Below are 17,617 nucleotides of genomic sequence, written 5' to 3'. Positions count from 1 at the left end.
AGCTCCCACAGGAGCCAGCTGCCACATTGGCGCGTTAACGCAGCTTAGCGAACACCGGCCTGACGCAGGGCCGCCGGGGAGAAGTCGGCGGTAGAGGCCGTGAAGCCGAAGTCATAGGCGCGCTTCTCTTCGTTCTTCATGCCCAGGGCCAGGTAGCGACCGGACTGCAGGTCGTAGAGCGTTTCCAGGGCATACCACGGCACTTGTTTGTCGTAGTAGTTCTCCGAATGCGCTTCTGCCACGCGCCACAGTTGGCCACGGCCGTCGTAGTGATCGATCACGGCCGCTTGCCAGGTGTCTTCGTCAATGTAGAAGTCACGCTTGGCATAGATGTGGCGCTGGCCTTCCTTCAAGGTAGCGGTCACGTGCCAGACGCGGCGCAACTCGTAGCGCGTCAGGTCCTGGTTGATGTGGCCGGCCTTGATGATGTCGGCGTACTTGAGCTTCGGATCGTCGATCTTGTGGCTGTTGGAGGCGATGTATATCTCTTTCTTGCCTTCCAGCTTCCAGTCGTAGCGATCCGGCGCACCGTTGTACATATCGAGGTTGTCGGAGGTGCGCAGCCCGTCAGCGGCAGTGCCCGGCCCGTCATAGGACACTTGCGGCGCACGGCGCACACGGCGCTGACCGGCGTTGTAGACCCACGCCGAGCGCGGTTCCTTCACCTGGTCCAGGGTTTCGTGCACCAGCAATACGCCACCGGCCAGGCGCGCCGGCGCGGTGACTTCCTGCTTGAAGTAGAACAGCACGTTGCCCGGATTCTTCGGATCGAAATCCTTCATCTTGTCGCGGAACACAAACTGATCCTGGAAGTACACCAGGCTGTAGGAGCCGTTGGTCTGCGGCGTGGCCTGGGTCACCAGACGGGTCACGCTGCCGCCGCGATAACGCGTGATGTGGTTCCAGATCACCTCCACGCCGGTTTTCGGGATCGGGAACGGCACGGCCGTCTCGAAGTTTTCCAGGCCGTTGCCGCCGGACACCAGGTTGGTGTTGGTGGCGTTTTTCTTGATGGAGGCAAACACCTCGGCAGGCACCGTGGCGCCACGGTGAGTCGGATAGACCGGCATCTTGAACGAGTCCGGGTAACGCTTGAACATCGCGTACTGCCCCGGTGCCAGCTTGTCCTTGTACTGCTCTACGTTCTGCGCGGTGATGGTGAACTGCGGTTGCTCACTGGCGTATGGGTTCGCCAGGAAGCCTTTGGCGTCCACGGCTCCGGCAGTGGTGGGCATCGGCGACCATTTAGGGATAGTGCCGGCCGCATTGCCCGCCATTTCGGCGCCCATCGGCGTCAAGGTCGTGCCCAGCTTGGCGGCTTCGTCCGCCGACACTGCCGCCATGACGTTGCTCGCCAGGATCGACAGCCCAAGCACACCCACGTGCAACAGACTTTTGGTTATTTTCATACTCTGGTCTTCCTGAAAATACATGCACTTGAAAAGAGTGTGCTTAGAAGTTCGCGCCGAAGCTCAAGGCCACAAAGTCTCGGTCATTCACGGTACTGAAATCGCCACCGAAGAAGTTGGTGTAGTTCAGGCTCGCGGTGTAGGTGTTCTGGTATTCGGCATCCAGACCCAGGCTGACGGCTTTGCGGCCCTCTTCGAAGTTGGCGCCAGGACCAGGGGAGTAACCCTTGACGTCATGGGACCACGCCACGTTGGGCTTGAGGTTTACGCCGGCGAAGACGTCCGGGTATTCCCAGATCGCCCGAGCGCGGTAGCCCCAGGAAGTGGCGGTGGTGAAGCCGTCATTGTTGCAGTTGGTGTTCAGGCCGTTGGCATTGCCCAATCCGCCGCCCACGGCGGTCGAGTTATTGAGCGTATTGCAGAAACCACCGGGCAACGTGCCTGGACCAAATACCGGGTCGCGGCCATAACGTGCCTCTGATTTGCTCTCGAGGCCGCCCACGTGAGTCACCCCAATCTCACCCAACGTGGTCAAGCGGCTGGCGCCCATCACTTGATCGAAGAAGTGCGTGAAGGTTGTCTGGAACTGAGTGACTTCCTTGCGCTTATATCCATGCAGATCTTGCCCAGGGCTGCCCTTGAGCACCGACGCATTGCCAAAACCAGGAATTGGCGTGACGCCCGCAAAAAGAATATCGGTAGTGCTCAATTGGACAGGGGCGTTAGGGCGATAACTCAGCTCGCCACTCCAGGCGGTCCCCGTGGGCAACGTAGTGGAGAAGCTCAAGCCATAAAGACGAATGTCCTCAGGGTATTCGATGAAGTAATTGGAGTTACCCGCAACCACCAGTGGCCGCAGTGCACCTGGCACGCCCGGCGTTGCTCCGGTGTAAGCGGATTGCCGTGCGCCCTGGGCGCTGAAAATTGGCGAACGACTGTGGTAGTTCATGAAGTAAGCCCCGAACTCGGTGTCCAGCGGCTCATAGTTGTAATGGAATGCGGCACCGAATTGGCCGCTGTCGCGCGCATCACGGTCGGGACCGCGGCGAACGAGGACGCCCTCGTTATTGATGTCTACGCCATTGGCTGCCAAGCCCGGTAGAAAGGCCCCGGACCCGGGCAGGAAGCGACGGCTGTTCAACACCCGCAGATTATCGCTGCAACCATCGGAAACTACGTCAGGCTGCGAGAAGAACGTGCCGCAGTTATCGGTAACCGTCTGGTCCCATTCCAACTGATAAAACGCTTCTGCCGACAGATTGTCGGTGAGCGATTGGGACACATAGAACATATTGACTGGAATCAAGCCTTCCTTGACCTCAGCCCCCGGACGACGGAACGCGGACACGTCGATCGGGTTGATGGAGTTGATACCACCACCGATAAAGGTACTTTCACCCCAACTGACGACTTGCTTACCGAACCGCACGTTGCCCGGCTGATCAGCAATCGAGTAGTTGTGGTAGACGAACGCATCCAGAATCTGCCCGCCCGAGGACTTTGCGCCCTCCTTGCGGTTGCTGTCGCTGATGTCCTTGAACAGGCGGCCCTCATCCTTGAGTTCGAAGTCATACCAGTACTTGCCGCGCACAAACACGCCGGTGTCGCCGTATTTCAATTCCAGGTCGTGGATACCCTTGAATATCTTCGAGAAGGTTTCCCCGCGCTTGAAGTTCAGGTGGCCGTCATCGGAAGTCTGGGAAAGACCGTTGCCGCCATTGTTGGCGCCAATCAGATCCTGGTTGGGTTTGGCTGTGGACCAGCTTGCCCCCACCGAAAGCGACGAGTCAAAGCTCCCTTCGATTTCACCGATATTGAAACTGACGCCGAATGCAGGCCCGGCGAGCGTAGAAGCGAGACTGACGGCCAGGGGCAATTTCGCCCGGCGCCAGAACTGGTTTACTTGGGTCATCGACGCTACTCCATGTGCATTATTGTTATGGCAGTGAGTACTTTCGGTGATGCTTGTAACGGCCGGAATACAACGATTCCAATGCCGCTCGGCAACCAGGCCCCCTTGGCCCGAAGCGAAACATCCTTGAAAAACTCTGGGAGGGACTATAGCCAGCAGGGGGTAGTGCTTGATCCCTCTAAAGTGTGATTTGCATTACCGACCCGTCTGCCACGACCCTTTCGCCATGTCGGCGAAGGCCGACGCGGGAAGGATGGCTGAAAATTCGCAAATCACAAGTAAAGCTGCGAGATAGAGCATTGCCGTGCCCGAATGGGCACGGCGAGGGTGTCAGAGGGTGGACAGGAACGTGCTGTTGTTGGCCTGCCATTCGATGATGTCAATGCGGATACGTTTTTTGTCGAGCTTGCCGACACTGGTCTTGGGAATTTCGGTAACAACCGCGATCTGGCTCGGAATCGCCCACTTGCTCAAATGGCCCAGCTCCACGAACGGCTTGAGGTGTTCCTTGAGCTCACGGGCCCCTATCACATGGCCATCACGCACCACCAGCAGGGCAAACGGGCGCTCGCCCCACTGCGGATCGGCGATGCCCACCACCGCTACTTCGCGTACCGCCGGGTGACGGCTGACCAGGTCTTCGAGGGCCAGGGACGAGATCCACTCGCCGCCGGTCTTGATCACGTCCTTGATGCGGTCGCGGATGTCGATCACACCAAAGGCGTCCAGCGTCGCGACGTCGCCGGTGTGCATCCAGCCGCCGGCCCATAACTCGGCGCCCTTCTGCGGCTCCCGGTAATACCCTTCGGTCAGCCACGGCGCGCGCAGCACCAGCTCGCCCTGGGACTCGCCGTCGGCGGGCAGGAAGTTGCCCTCGCCGTCCATGATCGCCGCTTCCACCAGGGGCCCGGGCACACCGGCCTTGATGCGGTAAGTGGTGCGTTCATCCTCGGTGCCGGCAATCAGCTCCTCGTTGAGGTGGGCGCAGGACACCAGCGGCCCGGTTTCGGACATGCCGTAGGCCGCGGTCAACTGAATGCCACGCGCCTTGGACGCTTCATACAGCGTACGGTTGAGCGCACTGCCGCCGATGACGATTTTCCAGCCGCCGAAATCCACGCCTTGGGCGGCCTTGGCGTTGAGCACCATTTGCAGGATGGTCGGCACGCAGTGGGAAAAGGTGACCTTCTCCTTGCGCCACAGCTCCACCAGGTACTCAGGGTCGTAGCGGCCGGGATAAACCTGCTTCAGCCCCAGCATGGTCGCCACGTATGGCAAGCCCCAGGCATGCACGTGGAACATCGGCGTGATCGGCATGTACACGTCGTTGGTGCCCAGCAGGCGCACGCTGTCGACGCTGCCCATGATGGTCGCCACGCCGATGGTGTGCAGCACCAGTTGGCGGTGGGTGAAGTACACGCCCTTGGGGTTGCCGGTGGTACCGGTGGTGTAGAAGGTGGTGGCGACGGAGTGTTCGTCGAAGTCCTGGAAGTCGTACTTCGGGCTGGCGGCGGCGAGCAGGGTTTCGTACTCGCCCACCAGGTCGGGCAACTCGGCGGTCCTGGACTCGCCGTCGGTGAGCAGCAGGGTCTTGTCGACGGTGGTGAGCTGCCCGGCGATGGCTTGGTAAAGCCCCACGAACTCACTGTTGACCAGCACGAAGCGGTCCTCGGCGTGGTTCATGGTGTACAGGATCTGTTCCGGCGACAGGCGCACGTTGATGGTGTGGATTACCGCGCCGATCATCGGGATGGCGAACATGCACTCCAGGTAGCGATGGCTGTCCCAGTCCATCACCGCCACGGTATCACCGGCCTTGACCCCGGCCTCGGTCAGCACATTGGCCAGGCGCGCCACCCGCTCGATCAGGGTCGGGTAGGTGTAGCGCAGTTTGTCGCGGTAGACGATTTCCCGGGTCTTCTCGTAGCGGGTCCCGGACATCAGCAGGCGCTTGATCAAGAGCGGGTATTGATACGCACCTTCGGCGGGCGGAATGACACGGGTCTGCAACATACGAATCCCTTTTATGACTGCACGGTCTTGGCTTGAAGACCTGCACTTTAGAGACCTTATGTTTCAGTCAAATCAGCCAAAGGAATGATTTGTAGGAGGCAGTGAATGCTAGCTTTGCGCCAGCATTGAAGCCTTGCAGAGAGCAATTGTGGGAGCGGGCTTGCTCGCGAAAGCGGCAGTTCTGGCAATGATGTAATGACTGACCCACCGCTTTCGCGAGCAAGCCCGCTCCCACAGTTACGGTGTTTATTTCATGCTGGTGAAGGCCAGCTTTACACCAATGGCAATCAACACCGCCCCCATCGTCCGATCAAACCAATGCCCCATCCGCGCAAACCCGGCGCGCACGCGCTGCTGGCTGAACAGCATCGCCACCAGGCAGAACCACAGCGCCGTCGCCACCGCTAAATACACGCCATAACCCGCCTGGATCGCCAGCGGCGTATGCGGGTTGATCACTACGGTAAACAGCGAGAGGAAGAACAACGTGGCCTTGGGGTTCAAGCCATTGGTCACGAAGCCTGCGGTAAACGCGCCACGCGGGGTGCGTTCGCCTGCTTCGCGATGCAGCTCACCCTCGGCGGCAGGCTTGGCCGGCTGCGCACGCAGGGCTTTGAAGCCGATATAGAGCAGGTAGGCCGCCGCGGCCCATTTCAACGCATTGAACAGCACGATGGACTGGGACACGATCAAGCCGATGCCGAGCAGCGAGTAACCCACATGCAGGAAAATCGCCGAGCCCACCCCCAGCGCGGTCCAAGTCCCGGCACGGCGGCCATGGGTCACGCTTTCACGCACCACCACCGCGAAATCCGGGCCGGGGCTGGCCACCGCCAACAGGTGAATCAGGGCTACGGTCAAAAACTCGGCGGCGTACATGCTCACTCCCATTACGTAACGGATTATTTCATCTGGTAGGCTCGGCAGATTACGCCTTCGAACCCCTGTCGCAAAAGGTACAGTTGATGACGAACAATTGCCGCGCCGTCTTCCTTGATCACCCGTCCCTGGACCTGGGGGACCTTGACCTCAGCGAGCTGCGCGACAGCCTCGGCGAGCTGCAGTTGTTTTCGGACACCACCGCGCAGAACGTGGCCGAACGCCTTCAAGGCGCCCAAGTGGTCATCAGCAACAAAATCCCGCTCACCGCTGAAACCCTGGCGGCCTGCCCGGCACTCAAGCTGATCCTGGTGTCGGCCACCGGCACCAACAACATCGACCTCGACGCCGCCCGCGCCCATGGCATCACCGTGAGCAACTGCCAAGGCTACGGCACGCCCTCGGTGGCACAGCACACGATCATGCTGTTGCTCAACCTGGCAACGCGCTTGCAGGATTATCAACGGGATGTGAACGCCGGCAAGTGGCAGCAGGCGAAGCAGTTCTGCCTGCTGGACCACCCGATTGTCGAGCTGGAGGGCAAAACCCTCGGCCTGCTCGGCCACGGTGAGCTGGGCAGCGCCGTGGCGCGCCTGGCCGAAGCCTTTGGCATGCGCGTGCTGCTCGGCGCGATCCCCGGGCGCCCTGCCCGCGCTGATCGCGTGCCGCTGGATGAACTGCTGGCGCAGGTCGACGCGCTGACCTTGCACTGCCCGCTCAACGAACACACCCGCGGCTTTATCGGCGCCCGTGAACTGGCGCTGCTCAAGCCTGGCGCGTTTGTGGTCAACACCGCACGCGGCGGCTTGATCGACGAGCAAGCCCTGGCGGATGCGTTGCGCAGCGGCCACTTGGGCGGCGCGGCGACCGATGTATTGAGCGTGGAGCCACCAGTCAACGGCAACCCGCTGCTGGCCGGCGATATCCCACGGCTGATCGTCACCCCGCACAGCGCCTGGGGCAGCCGTGAAGCGCGCCAGCGCATCGTCGGCCAACTGGCCGAAAACGCCCGAGGCTTTTTCAGCGGCGCCCCGCTGCGCGTCGTGAGTTGATAAACTGCGCCCCTTTTCAAGGAGCAGACCATGGATCCGCGCAGTGAAGTACTGCTTCGCCAGGCCGAACTTTTTCAGGGCAAGCTGCTGCTGGTGGGTTTGCCTGCCGACGACTTGCTGGGGCGCTTGCCCAACGCTCGCGGCTGGTGCTGGCATGCCGGCGACCAGGCGGCGCTCGACGCCCGCTTCCCGGAGCGCAGCCAGTTCGGCGTGAATGTGCCCGAGCGCGAGTTTGACGCGGCGGTGATCTTCCTGCCCAAGTCCAAGGACCTCACCGACTACCTGCTCAATGCCGTGGCCGCGCGCCTGCCCGGCGCCGAGCTGTTCCTGGTGGGCGAGAAAAAAGCCGGCATCGAAAGCGCCGCCAAGCAGATGAGCCCGCTGGGTAAACCGCGCAAGCTCGACAGCGCGCGGCATTGCCAGCTGTGGCAGACTACCGTGGCCAACGCTCCGCAGGCGGTCGAGCTGGAGAGCCTGGCACAGGTCTTCGAAGTGCCCCTGGCCGAAGGCCCTTTGAAAGTCGTGAGCTTGCCGGGCGTGTTCAGCCACGGCCGTCTGGATCGCGGCACCGAGTTGTTGCTGCAGCATCTGGACAAGCTGCCCAGCGGCCATCTGCTGGACTTCGGTTGCGGTGCCGGCGTGCTGGGGGCTGCGGTCAAGCGGCGCTACCCGCACAACACCGTCACGATGCTGGATGTGGATGCGTTCGCCGTCGCCAGCAGCCGCCTGACCCTGGCCGCCAACGGTCTGGAAGCCGAAGTGCTGACCGGTGATGGCATTGACGCAGCACCGCAGGGTCTGAATGCGATTCTGACCAACCCACCGTTCCATGTGGGCGTGCACACCGACTATTTCGCCACAGAGAATCTTCTGCGAAAAGCCGGCAAACACCTGGCAAAAGGCGGCGAACTGCGCTTGGTCGCGAACAGTTTCCTCAAGTACCAGCCCTTGATCGAGGAGCACTTGGGCATCTGCGCAATCAAGGCAGAAGGCAACGGTTTTCGCATCTACCGGGCCAAACGCGGCTGAGGCCCGTTTGAAAAAGAACGCTTGCCGAACGGGTTTTGCCTAGGCAGAATCCGCTCCGTCCTAGGGGAGTAGTCTCCCACGAGCGCCACGCTCGTCCGGCATACGTCAACATACTTGGTCAACAGACCATGGCGTATGCGACCCAGGAGTCCGCACAGACGGACCGGGGTTTGACAAGACCTATGACACGCACACCTTACCCGGGGCGGGAAGGCTGTACGTGTCATAGCCGTGTCGACCCGCCCCTGGAAACCTACCTGATGCTGGATTCACTGCTCGTTCCCACCGCAATCGTTGCCTTGGCCGAAATCGGCGACAAGACGCAATTGCTCGCGCTCATCCTGGCTGCTCGCTTTCGCAAACCCTGGCCTATCATCGCCGGCATCGTTGCCGCGACCCTGGCCAACCATGCGGCCGCCGGTGCCGTGGGGGCCTGGTTCGGAAGCTTCTTCTCGGATGCGGTGTTGCATTGGATCCTCGCAGCCAGCTTCTGCGCCACGGCGCTGTGGACCCTGGTGCCGGACAAACTCGACGAGGATGAAGCCAGTACCAGCCGCAAATTCGGGCCGTTCCTGACCACGTTGATCGCGTTTTTCCTCGCCGAAATCGGTGATAAGACGCAGATTGCCACCGTGATGCTGGCGGCGCAGTACCCAGAGCTGTGGCTGGTGATTATCGGGACGACCGTGGGCATGTTGATTGCCAACGTGCCGGTGGTATTGGCGGGGAATTTTGCGGCGGAGAAATTGCCGTTGACCTTGATCCGTAGACTCGCGGCGACCGCGTTTTTCATTCTGGCGGTTGTAGCGGTGTACAAGGCCATGCAAAGCAGCGGGTGGATCTAAGGCGCTCATGAGCACAGTTCTGTAGTGAGCGGGCTTGCCCCGCGCGAGGCAAGCTCGCTCACTACAAAAATCCAGCCATGTGCTTATCGGTGGATCAGGATTTTTTGGCCTGCTGGTACAGCGGCATCACTTTAGGAATCGCCGCCTGCAACGAGGCAATCCGGCTGTCGGACGCCGGGTGCGTGCTCATGAACTCCGGTGGCGAACCTTCCGAAGCCTTGGCCATCTTGTTCCACAGCGTGATCGCCGCGTTCGGGTTGTAGCCGGCGCGGGCCGACAGCTCCAGGCCGATCAGGTCGGCTTCGTTTTCGTTGCTGCGGCTGTTGGGCAAGGTCATGCCGTAGTTGGCCACGGTATCGGCCAGCGCCAGGCTGTCCTGGCCGAGGCCGAACAACGCGCCGGCACCCTGCTTGGCCATCTCGATCCCGTACGCCTTGGACATGGCTTCACGACCATGTTCACGCAAGGCGTGGGCGATTTCATGGCCCATCACCGCCGCCAGTTCGTCATCGGTCAGCTTGAGGTTATCGATCAAGGCGCTGTACACGAAGATCTTGCCGCCAGGCCCGCAGTTGGCGTTCATCTCGTCGCTCTTGATCAGGTTCACTTCCCATTTCCACTGCGCCGCATCGGGGCGGAAGGTGGGCGCCTGGGCGATCAGCCGCTTGGCAATGGCCTGCACGCGCTTGGCGTTGGCGCTGGTCTTGTCCAACTGGCCCTTGCTGCTGGCTTCGCCCAGGGTCTGCTGGTAGGACTGTGCATACATCTGGTCGACTTCCTGACTCGACAGCATGCTGAACATGTACTGCTTGCGCTCGACCCCAACGGCGCCGCCGCTGGTGGTATTGACCGACTGACACCCGGCCAGCAGCATCGCCGCAACCAACCCACTTATCACCAATGACTTCTTCATGAACACGCTCCCTGAAAACATGGCGGGTATCGTAGGCGTAGATTTGTATCGGCGCCAGATACACCTGATGTTTAAACGCTGATTTTCGGATACATCTCACTGATCAACTGGCGCAACGGCAGCGGCGATTGATCTACCTGTTCTAAGGCTCCGGTTTTTTTGGCTGCCCGAGGGCCCTATCGCAGCATGGGTATCTACACAACTTTCAACGACTGAAAAGTATCCCTGTAGTGAGCGGGCTTGTCCCGCGCTGGGCTGCGAAGCAGCCCCAAACCAGACGATCTGGTTTCATCTGGAACACTGCGGTGTCCTTATTGGGGCGGCTTCGCCACCCAGCGCGGGACAAGCCCGCTCACTACAAAGATGTGTAGATACCTATGCCTATCGCAGGCAAGCCAGCTCCCACATTTGACCCGTGTTCACAGATCGAAAGGTGGGAGCTGGCTTGCCTGCGATGAGGCCGGTCGACTCAGCGAAAAACCCATTGATTCAAGCCGGTGTCAGGCACTCCGGCCCATTGAGCTTGGGATCATTGACCATGTTGGCCAGGACCCGCTCGCGCAGCGCAGCAGGCTCGCTGGCCAGCAAGCCTTGCAACACCGGCAGCGGCGTCTCGGGATCGAGCCAGGCTTGCTGCCCGGCCGCGTCCAGAATCAGTGGCCGGCGCTGGCTCTGCGCCGCTTGCGTCACCACCGCCGTGCTCAACCACACCTGTTCCTGCACCGGATACGCTTCCCAGATCGCCGCAAAAAACAGCGTGGAGCCCTCCCCCGGTGTGAGCCAGTACGGGCGTTTGCGCTGGGTGCCACGCCATTCGTAGAAGCCGTTGGCCGGCAGCAGGCAACGGCGCTGGCGGAATGCTTCGCGGAACATCGGTTGTTCGGCCAGGGTTTCGGCGCGGGCGTGGGCCGGCGTGCGCGAAAGATCCGTCAACCACGGCGGCGTCAGGCCCCAGCGAGCACGGGCCAGGGTGCGCTGGCCGTCGCTGGCGCGCTGGATCAGCACCGAATCATTCGGGGAGATGTTCCACTGGGCCTGCTGATCGGCCGGAAAACCCGGCAAGGCCGCAAAGGCGGGGTTCCAGCGAAACAGGGCATAACGTCCACACATGGGGCAACACGACTCTTGGGTAAACCGACGGACAGCCTAACAGACCAGCACGTCGGGGAAGCTGTCGGGTTCATCGCCCGGCACGGGTTGCGCGCCGATGTAGGCGGTGATCAATTCGCGGGCGTAGGCGGCCTGATCGTTGTCCACCTCCAGGCCCAGCAGGCCGAAGATGGGCAACTCGCCGGTGCCGCCGAGCAAATGGCGACCCACCAGATGCGCCTCGATCCCTTCGCTGGCGAGCATCTGTTGCAGCAGCTCGCCCTCCATCAGGTTTTCCGGTTCGTAGATTCGCTGCATCGGCGTACCTGTTATTCGTTTTCGCTTCGGGTTTCGAGCATCCACTCTTCGCCATGCACTTGCAGATCGAACGTGATGGGGCGGCAGCACACCTGGCAGTCTTCTATATAGACTTGGTCCCCACCAGACAAATCCACCGTGGTTTCGACCTGTTCACCACAATAAGGGCAATCGTACGTAGCAGTTTCCAGCATCGCAGCCTCCAAGGTGACTTGTGCGTATAATCGCCGGTCTATTCACAGGGTTATCGTTCGGCTGAGCCCATTACTCAGGCGCACCCTGGCATTTACTTCTACTTACCCTAGCCGTTTCTAACAAGAGAGCATGATGGGCGAATTCGATACCATCCGACCTTACAACGACAGCGAAGTCCCGGCAGTGCTGGCACGTCTGTTCAGAGACCAGGCCTTTCTGGACATCCTGACCCACTTCCGCTTCCCGCGCTTTGCCGGCGCCCTGGGCTGGCTGCTCAAGCCGATGATCGCCCGAAAACTGCGCCGAGAATTCGCCGGCGTCACCACCGTGGCCACGCTGCAGGACAAAGTCGAATACTACGTCGATCACACCATTGACCGCGCGACCGACGGGGTGACCTACACCGGCGTCGAGCAGCTCAAGTCCGGTACCGCTTACCTGTTCCTGGCCAACCACCGCGATATCGTGATGGACCCGGCCTTCGTCAACTACGCGGTGTACCACGCCGGCCTGCCGACGCCAAGGATCGCCATCGGTGACAACCTGCTGCAAAAACCGTTTGTCAGCGACCTGATGCGCCTGAACAAGAGCTTCATCGTGCACCGCTCGATCACCGGGCGGAAGGAAAAGATGGCAGCGTTCAATCTGCTGTCGGCCTACATCAACCATTCGATCCGCAACGATTGCCAATCGATCTGGATCGCCCAGGCCGAAGGGCGCGCCAAGGATGGGGACGATCGCACTGAGTCGGCGATCCTCAAGATGTTCCACGTCAGCCGCAAGGATGAGCCGTTCGCCGAGGTGATCCAGTCGTTGAACCTGACGCCGGTTTCCATCAGCTACGAGTACGACCCCTGCGATACCGCCAAGGCACGCGAGCTGTATATCCGCGCCACAACGGGCACTTATTGCAAGGCACCGGGTGAGGATGACGTGAGCATCGCCCTTGGCATCACCGGCTACAAGGGAAGGGTTCACATCAACTTCGCACCGCCGATCACCGAGCGTTTCGAAGACACCAAGCTGTTGGCCGTGGAAATGGACCGGCAGATTCTCGGCGGTTACCGCCTGTTCCCGGTGCATTACCTGGCGTATGCACAATGGAGCGATGCCGACCCGCAATTGCAGGTGCCGACGGCGGCCGAAGTATTCCCGGCGGATGAACTGGCCAAGGCAAAGGCGGAATGGGAGCGTCGACTGGAGGAATGCCCGGCTGAACACCGGCCGTTCCTGGTGGTGCAATATGCAACGCCGGTGCGCAATCAATATCGGGTTAAAGCCGGAATCCCGTTGTAAACACCGATTAAAAATGTGGGAGCGGGCTTGTGTGGGAGCTGGCTTGCCTGCGATAGCATCACCTCGGTATATCTGATAGACCGAGGCGTCTGCATCGCAGGCAAGCCAGCTCCCACATGAAGCCTGCTCCCACATTTGTTTAGCAGTGTTTTTACAGGTGGGTGCTAAGCCAGGAAGTGGCCAATGCCAGCGCCAGGCACGCAAACCCGACGCGATAAGCCAAGCGATGCGCCCGTTCGGTGCGCACATCCAGGAACAACATCGGCTGGTCGATCGCGCGGTCTTCGCTTTGCGCGCTCAGGTCGGCCATCGCGCGCTGTTCGCGCAGGCGGGTAATGAACAGCAGCGCCGCCCCAGGGCAGGCCACCGCTAAAGCAACAACATTGATCAACAGTGCGGGCAACGCCATCGCAAACCTCGGTAACACAGTGTCTGGGTATCGGTTCAGATACAAACCTGAACGATAGTGGCCTCCGGCGCCTGAAACACTCCCTCCCCCATTGACGACAACTGTATCCAGTAATTTACAGCGTCACCTGAACGTCACCTTAACAGTCCACTCTGTTGCCCTTCGACGCTTTAGGAGCTTGTCATGCTGCACGCGCAAAACCAGGATCGGTTGTACCTGATCGCCCAGAGCGATGAGCAAGAGGCGCTGATCGGCGGCCTGGCGTTCAACGTGCAGGACCGCCACTGGCTGGTGTATTGCGCCCTTGGCGGGCACCAACATGCGGACTTGCCGGAGACCGATCTGTTGACGGGGGTGAGCCTGCTGGATTTCTGTATCGACACCGCCGCGTAAAACTGCAGGCGAAAAAAAACCGGGCTCATCACTGAGCCCGGTTTTTTACAGGATCGATTATTGCGCGCTGAGCAGCGAACCGATGCTTGGGTCCTTGAACAGACGGGTCAAGGCGTCACTCAGGACATCGCTGACCAGCTTGGTGTTGGTGTCCTGGTTCGGCGACATGCCGAAACGCTGGTTCAGCGACGCTGCGTAGCGACCGCTGTAACGGCGGGTACCGGCGGAGACGTCGGATTTGAAGGTCGCGCCGATGGAGGCTTCGGTCACGTACAGGCCTTCTTTAGGCGACTGGTACTTCAATTCGGCCAGGGTGACCGTCAACTGCGGCGCGCCCGGCGCGTTGGGGCTGGGCGTGAACCCCAGCAAGCGCACGGCAGCTTCAGCCTGGGCCTGCAGCTTGGGCAGCACGTCCTGAGCGTTCACCGAAATCAGCGCAGTCTCCGGGTACAGTCCGCCGCGCGAACCGAGCGTAGGCGATGGACGACCATCCACCACACGCACCGACACCGGCTGGCCGTGGCCCACGGGGGCAAGTTGCGTGGTGATCTTCGGCTCCGGGGTCAGTTGTTGCGGGCTGTTGGCGCAGCCAACCAGGGTCAAACTGGTCACAGTGATCAAACCGAACAACAGGCGTTGCAACATGCTCTTCTCTCCAGAAATCAGGTACCGACAGGCCGGCAGTATAGCGGGGCGCCACTGCGGGGAACCAGCATCAGTTACAACCTGTGACCCCTTCCCTCGGGAGCGGTTCGATGTCACCGATATGTCACACCCGTTACATGGGCCCGTCATGCTGGGCAGGCATGCTTGACCTTAATTTCAGGAGGCTGATCACTATGCATTTTCTCTGGTCATTGTTCGCGCGCAAGCCCGCCCTTCGTCAGTTCGCCCTGCTCGATGCGCAAGGCCGTTGCCAGGCCTTCAAAGAATGCCGCCAACCTCCCGCAGGCGAGGGCTGGGTGGAAATCGATGAAATTCGCTTGAGCTGGATGCACCATCCGCTGCCGGCCCGTGCCCGTGTCAGCCCACGCCCTGCGCGGTCGCAACGGCACCAGCCGTTGGCCGCCTGACCGAACACCTAATAAAAGTCATAAAACACGCCCATTTCCCTGGCGTTCTTCGCTACAATCTCCCCCCGATTATAAGGACGTCTCCTGATCGGGCCTCGCAGCATCGTTAATGCCCCGGCATTAACCCCAAGAATCGCCCACAGAGAGCCGCCCACACAGATCGAGTGAAGCTGGCGCGCTTGCTGTATTCCTTGCAAACCACCCGCCTTTACCGAATCTGCCAGAGCTGCCATTGCGCTCGGCCACTTGAGTTGTTTGCCCGTTTTGCCGTGTCGGCAAAGGTGTTGCGGGCCAGGTGCCAGACGGGGGCAGCCCTTTTTTGAGGTTCACGTCTTCAAAAGAGCGTGAAAAAAACGGGTATTCACAACTTCACAAGAGTGTGGCGAGCAAATGAATAGTTTGGCGTTTGTACAAGCACCATCAGCGTCTGGAACAGCCCAACCCCACAGGACCGAGTACGCCTCGACAACCGGAGCTTGAGCCTGTCCGCTACGGATTGATTGCATGAATCGCACGCTTTGACCATAAGTCGAATTGCCACAGGCGCCCATGAATGCGTTCATAGGCAGATTAGCTGGCAGCAAGCGTGCGCTGAACATGCAAAGATTGCGAATCGGACATGGCGATCCTGGCCATGGGTAACCTGGGGCAACACGTGAACCGCCCCGTCACTCCTGGCAGCCATGCCGTCAATTTGGTGCTGCAGATTTTGGAGACGCGTTAAATGGCGCATAACGAAGCAGTCGACGTCGTACTGGTAGGGGCCGGCATCATGAGTGCCACCCTGGCCGTACTGCTCAAAGAGCTCGACCCCGGCCTCAAGCTGGAAGTCGTTGAGCTGATGGATTCGGGTGCCGCGGAAAGTTCCAACCCGTGGAACAACGCCGGTACCGGCCACGCCGGGCTGTGTGAGCTGAACTACACACCCCAGGGCGCCGATGGCTCCATCGACATCAAGAAAGCCGTGCACATCAACACCCAGTTCGAGGTGTCGAAGCAGTTCTGGGCGTACCTGACCAAAAAGGGCACTTTTGGCTCGTCCAAGTCCTTTATCAGCCCGGTGCCGCACCTGAGCTTCGTGCAGGGTGAGAAAGGCGTGGATTTCCTCAAGAAGCGCTTTGAAACCCTCAGCCGGCACCACGCGTTTTCGGACATGCACTACACCGAAGACCGTAGCGAGATGGCCGAGTGGATGCCGCTGATGATGCCGGGTCGCCCGCTTGATGAAAAAATCGCCGCCACCCGTGTCATGAACGGTACCGACGTCAACTTCGGCGCCCTGACGATTCAGCTGCTCAGCCACCTGACCAGCTCGGCCGATGCCCAGGTCAAATACTGCAAGCGTGTCACGGGCCTCAAGCGCAACGGCGCCGGCTGGACCGTCAGCATCAAGGACGTCAACAGCGGCAACAGCCGTGAAGTGGATGCAAAATTCGTGTTCCTGGGCGCCGGTGGGGCGGCGCTGCCGCTGCTGCAAGCCTCGGGCATCGAAGAAAGCAAAGGTTTTGGCGGCTTCCCGGTCAGCGGACAATGGCTGCGTTGCGACAACCCGGAGGTGGTCAAGCACCACCAGGCCAAGGTCTACAGCCAGGCCGCCGTGGGTTCGCCGCCGATGTCCGTCCCCCATCTGGACACCCGCGTGGTGGATGGCAAGAAATCCTTGCTGTTCGGGCCATACGCCGGTTTCACCACCAAGTTCCTCAAGCACGGCTCGTTCATGGACCTGCCGCTGTCGGTTCGCGCCGGCAACATCGGCCCCATGCTCGCCGTGGCCCGCGACAACATGGACCTGACCAAGTACCTGGTCAGCGAAGTGATGCAGTCGATGGAACAGCGCCTGGAATCCCTGCGTCGCTTCTACCCTGAGGCGAAAGCCGAAGATTGGCGCCTGGAAGTGGCCGGCCAACGGGTACAGATCATCAAGAAAGACCCGAAAAAAGGCGGCGTGCTGCAATTCGGCACCGAACTGGTGGCGGCCAAGGACGGCTCGCTGGCGGCACTGCTGGGCGCGTCCCCGGGTGCTTCGGTGACCGTTTCGATCATGCTGGAACTGATTGAGCGCTGCTTCCCGGAAAAAGCCGCAGGTGAATGGGCGGCCAAACTGCACGAGATCTTCCCGGCCCGGGAGAAAGTCCTGGAGACGGATGCCGAGCTGTATCGCAAGATCAACACGCAGAACAACATCAGCCTGGAACTTGTAGGAGCGAGCTTGCTCGCGAAAAACGTTAACGATGACGCAGCGCGCCTGGTTTAACGCGCTGTTCTCAGGTTCTTCGCGAGCAAGCTCGCTCCCACAGTGAAAGCGAAACGCCCCGGACTCTTGCGAGAACGGGGCGTTTTTTATGGCTGCGGAATCAGCCGCGAGCGTTGTCGATCAGCTCGATGTACTCAGCGGCGTTGCGCTGGTCCCTGATCAGGTCGACAAACGTCTGGCCTTGCTCATCCTTGCCGTCGAGGTCCAGGCCGGCTTCCTTGAAAAAGCCCAGGAAACGCTCGAAATCGTCGATACGCAGGCCACGGTAGGCCTTGATCAGTTTGTGCAGGGAAGGTGAGGTTGCGTCGACCGGCTCGAAGTTCAGGAACAACTTGATCTGATCGTCGCCGATTTCGTCGCCAATCACCTGTTTCTTATCTTTACGCATTACCGACTCCAGCCTGCAAACATTACACGGAGCAGCAGTTTACCTGCGGCGCGCAAGCTTCGGAAGCGACGCAGACCCCATGTGGGAGCGGGCTTGCTCGCGAATGCGGTGGGTCATCCAACTTATCTTTAACTGATACACCGTATTCGC

Annotated in this window: 18 protein-coding genes and 1 riboswitch; of the genes, 7 read left to right on the top strand and 11 right to left on the bottom strand. The window is 60.5% G+C overall.

Annotated features, from left to right (window positions below; all coding sequences use genetic code 11):
* Positions 1 to 44: 44 nt before the first annotated feature.
* The 4 genes from BLL36_RS09640 to BLL36_RS09625 all read right to left on the bottom strand — a co-directional run bounded on the left by BLL36_RS09640 (position 45) and on the right by BLL36_RS09625 (position 6,213).
* Positions 45 to 1,409, bottom strand: coding sequence for a DUF1329 domain-containing protein (locus tag BLL36_RS09640; protein ID WP_076951214.1), 1,365 nt, complete (start codon positions 1,407 to 1,409; stop codon positions 45 to 47).
* A gap of 43 nt (positions 1,410 to 1,452) precedes the next feature.
* Entirely contained in the window at positions 1,453 to 3,321 is a 1,869-nt protein-coding gene (locus BLL36_RS09635; protein WP_076951213.1) for a DUF1302 domain-containing protein, read from the bottom strand.
* Positions 3,322 to 3,651: 330 nt separating this feature from the next.
* Positions 3,652 to 5,334 carry a fatty acid--CoA ligase gene (locus BLL36_RS09630; protein WP_076951212.1) on the bottom strand — a complete coding sequence of 561 codons (1,683 nt, stop codon included), beginning with the start codon at positions 5,332 to 5,334 and terminating at the stop codon, positions 3,652 to 3,654.
* Positions 5,335 to 5,580: 246 nt separating this feature from the next.
* Entirely contained in the window at positions 5,581 to 6,213 is a 633-nt protein-coding gene (locus BLL36_RS09625) for a LysE family translocator (protein ID WP_010213066.1), read from the bottom strand.
* Between the two features lie 86 nt (positions 6,214 to 6,299).
* Here BLL36_RS09625 and BLL36_RS09620 point away from each other — a divergent pair, with 86 nt between their 5' ends.
* The 3 genes from BLL36_RS09620 (at position 6,300) to BLL36_RS09610 (ending at position 9,139) form a co-directional block, all read left to right on the top strand.
* Positions 6,300 to 7,265, top strand: a complete 966-nt coding sequence (locus tag BLL36_RS09620) for a 2-hydroxyacid dehydrogenase (RefSeq protein ID WP_076951211.1) — start codon at positions 6,300 to 6,302, stop codon at positions 7,263 to 7,265.
* Positions 7,266 to 7,295: 30 nt separating this feature from the next.
* Positions 7,296 to 8,294 (top strand): class I SAM-dependent methyltransferase, encoded by a 999-nt coding sequence (locus BLL36_RS09615; RefSeq protein WP_076951210.1) that lies wholly within the window; start codon positions 7,296 to 7,298, stop codon positions 8,292 to 8,294.
* A gap of 50 nt (positions 8,295 to 8,344) precedes the next feature.
* A riboswitch (yybP-ykoY riboswitch) is annotated at positions 8,345 to 8,466 on the top strand.
* Positions 8,467 to 8,554: 88 nt separating this feature from the next.
* Entirely contained in the window at positions 8,555 to 9,139 is a 585-nt protein-coding gene (locus tag BLL36_RS09610; RefSeq protein ID WP_076951209.1) for a TMEM165/GDT1 family protein, read from the top strand.
* A gap of 94 nt (positions 9,140 to 9,233) precedes the next feature.
* On the opposite strand, the gene BLL36_RS09605 is transcribed toward BLL36_RS09610, so the two are convergent.
* From BLL36_RS09605 to BLL36_RS09590, 4 genes are all read right to left on the bottom strand, one after another.
* Positions 9,234 to 10,052, bottom strand: a complete 819-nt coding sequence (locus BLL36_RS09605; RefSeq protein WP_076951208.1) for a M48 family metallopeptidase — start codon at positions 10,050 to 10,052, stop codon at positions 9,234 to 9,236.
* A 489-nt stretch (positions 10,053 to 10,541) separates the two neighbouring features.
* Positions 10,542 to 11,162, bottom strand: coding sequence for an SOS response-associated peptidase (locus tag BLL36_RS09600; protein WP_076951207.1), 621 nt, complete (start codon positions 11,160 to 11,162; stop codon positions 10,542 to 10,544).
* 36 nt (positions 11,163 to 11,198) lie between these two features.
* A complete protein-coding gene (locus BLL36_RS09595; RefSeq protein ID WP_076951206.1) occupies positions 11,199 to 11,459 on the bottom strand; it encodes a putative signal transducing protein in 261 nt (86 codons plus the stop codon).
* 11 nt (positions 11,460 to 11,470) lie between these two features.
* On the bottom strand, positions 11,471 to 11,653 hold the full coding sequence (locus tag BLL36_RS09590) for a CPXCG motif-containing cysteine-rich protein (RefSeq protein ID WP_076951205.1): 183 nt from the start codon (positions 11,651 to 11,653) through the stop codon (positions 11,471 to 11,473).
* Positions 11,654 to 11,786: 133 nt separating this feature from the next.
* Between BLL36_RS09590 and BLL36_RS09585 the strand changes: the two genes are divergently transcribed.
* Positions 11,787 to 12,950 carry a 1-acyl-sn-glycerol-3-phosphate acyltransferase gene (locus tag BLL36_RS09585; protein ID WP_197678446.1) on the top strand — a complete coding sequence of 388 codons (1,164 nt, stop codon included), beginning with the start codon at positions 11,787 to 11,789 and terminating at the stop codon, positions 12,948 to 12,950.
* Positions 12,951 to 13,101: 151 nt separating this feature from the next.
* Here the strand turns inward: BLL36_RS09585 and BLL36_RS09580 are convergent, their stop codons facing one another.
* Entirely contained in the window at positions 13,102 to 13,359 is a 258-nt protein-coding gene (locus BLL36_RS09580; RefSeq protein WP_076951203.1) for a hypothetical protein, read from the bottom strand.
* A 183-nt stretch (positions 13,360 to 13,542) separates the two neighbouring features.
* Here BLL36_RS09580 and BLL36_RS09575 point away from each other — a divergent pair, with 183 nt between their 5' ends.
* A complete protein-coding gene (locus tag BLL36_RS09575) occupies positions 13,543 to 13,752 on the top strand; it encodes a hypothetical protein (protein ID WP_076951202.1) in 210 nt (69 codons plus the stop codon).
* 57 nt (positions 13,753 to 13,809) lie between these two features.
* Here the strand turns inward: BLL36_RS09575 and BLL36_RS09570 are convergent, their stop codons facing one another.
* Positions 13,810 to 14,397, bottom strand: a complete 588-nt coding sequence (locus tag BLL36_RS09570) for a YajG family lipoprotein (protein ID WP_076951201.1) — start codon at positions 14,395 to 14,397, stop codon at positions 13,810 to 13,812.
* A gap of 194 nt (positions 14,398 to 14,591) precedes the next feature.
* Between BLL36_RS09570 and BLL36_RS09565 the strand changes: the two genes are divergently transcribed.
* Positions 14,592 to 14,825 carry a hypothetical protein gene (locus BLL36_RS09565; protein ID WP_076951200.1) on the top strand — a complete coding sequence of 78 codons (234 nt, stop codon included), beginning with the start codon at positions 14,592 to 14,594 and terminating at the stop codon, positions 14,823 to 14,825.
* Positions 14,826 to 15,549: 724 nt separating this feature from the next.
* Positions 15,550 to 17,079 (top strand): malate dehydrogenase (quinone), encoded by a 1,530-nt coding sequence (gene mqo, locus BLL36_RS09560; protein ID WP_076951199.1) that lies wholly within the window; start codon positions 15,550 to 15,552, stop codon positions 17,077 to 17,079.
* A gap of 100 nt (positions 17,080 to 17,179) precedes the next feature.
* Here the strand turns inward: mqo and BLL36_RS09555 are convergent, their stop codons facing one another.
* The gene (locus tag BLL36_RS09555) at positions 17,180 to 17,467 is read right to left on the bottom strand and encodes a PA4642 family protein (RefSeq protein WP_076951198.1); all 288 of its coding nucleotides are present in this window, start codon (positions 17,465 to 17,467) and stop codon (positions 17,180 to 17,182) included.
* Positions 17,468 to 17,617: the final 150 nt, after the last annotated feature.

The organism is Pseudomonas cedrina subsp. cedrina, assembly GCF_001983175.1.
GTDB lineage: Bacteria > Pseudomonadota > Gammaproteobacteria > Pseudomonadales > Pseudomonadaceae > Aquipseudomonas > Aquipseudomonas cedrina.
The sequence above is the reverse complement of the archived record's forward strand: the minus strand, read 5'-3'. Positions and strand labels throughout refer to the sequence as shown.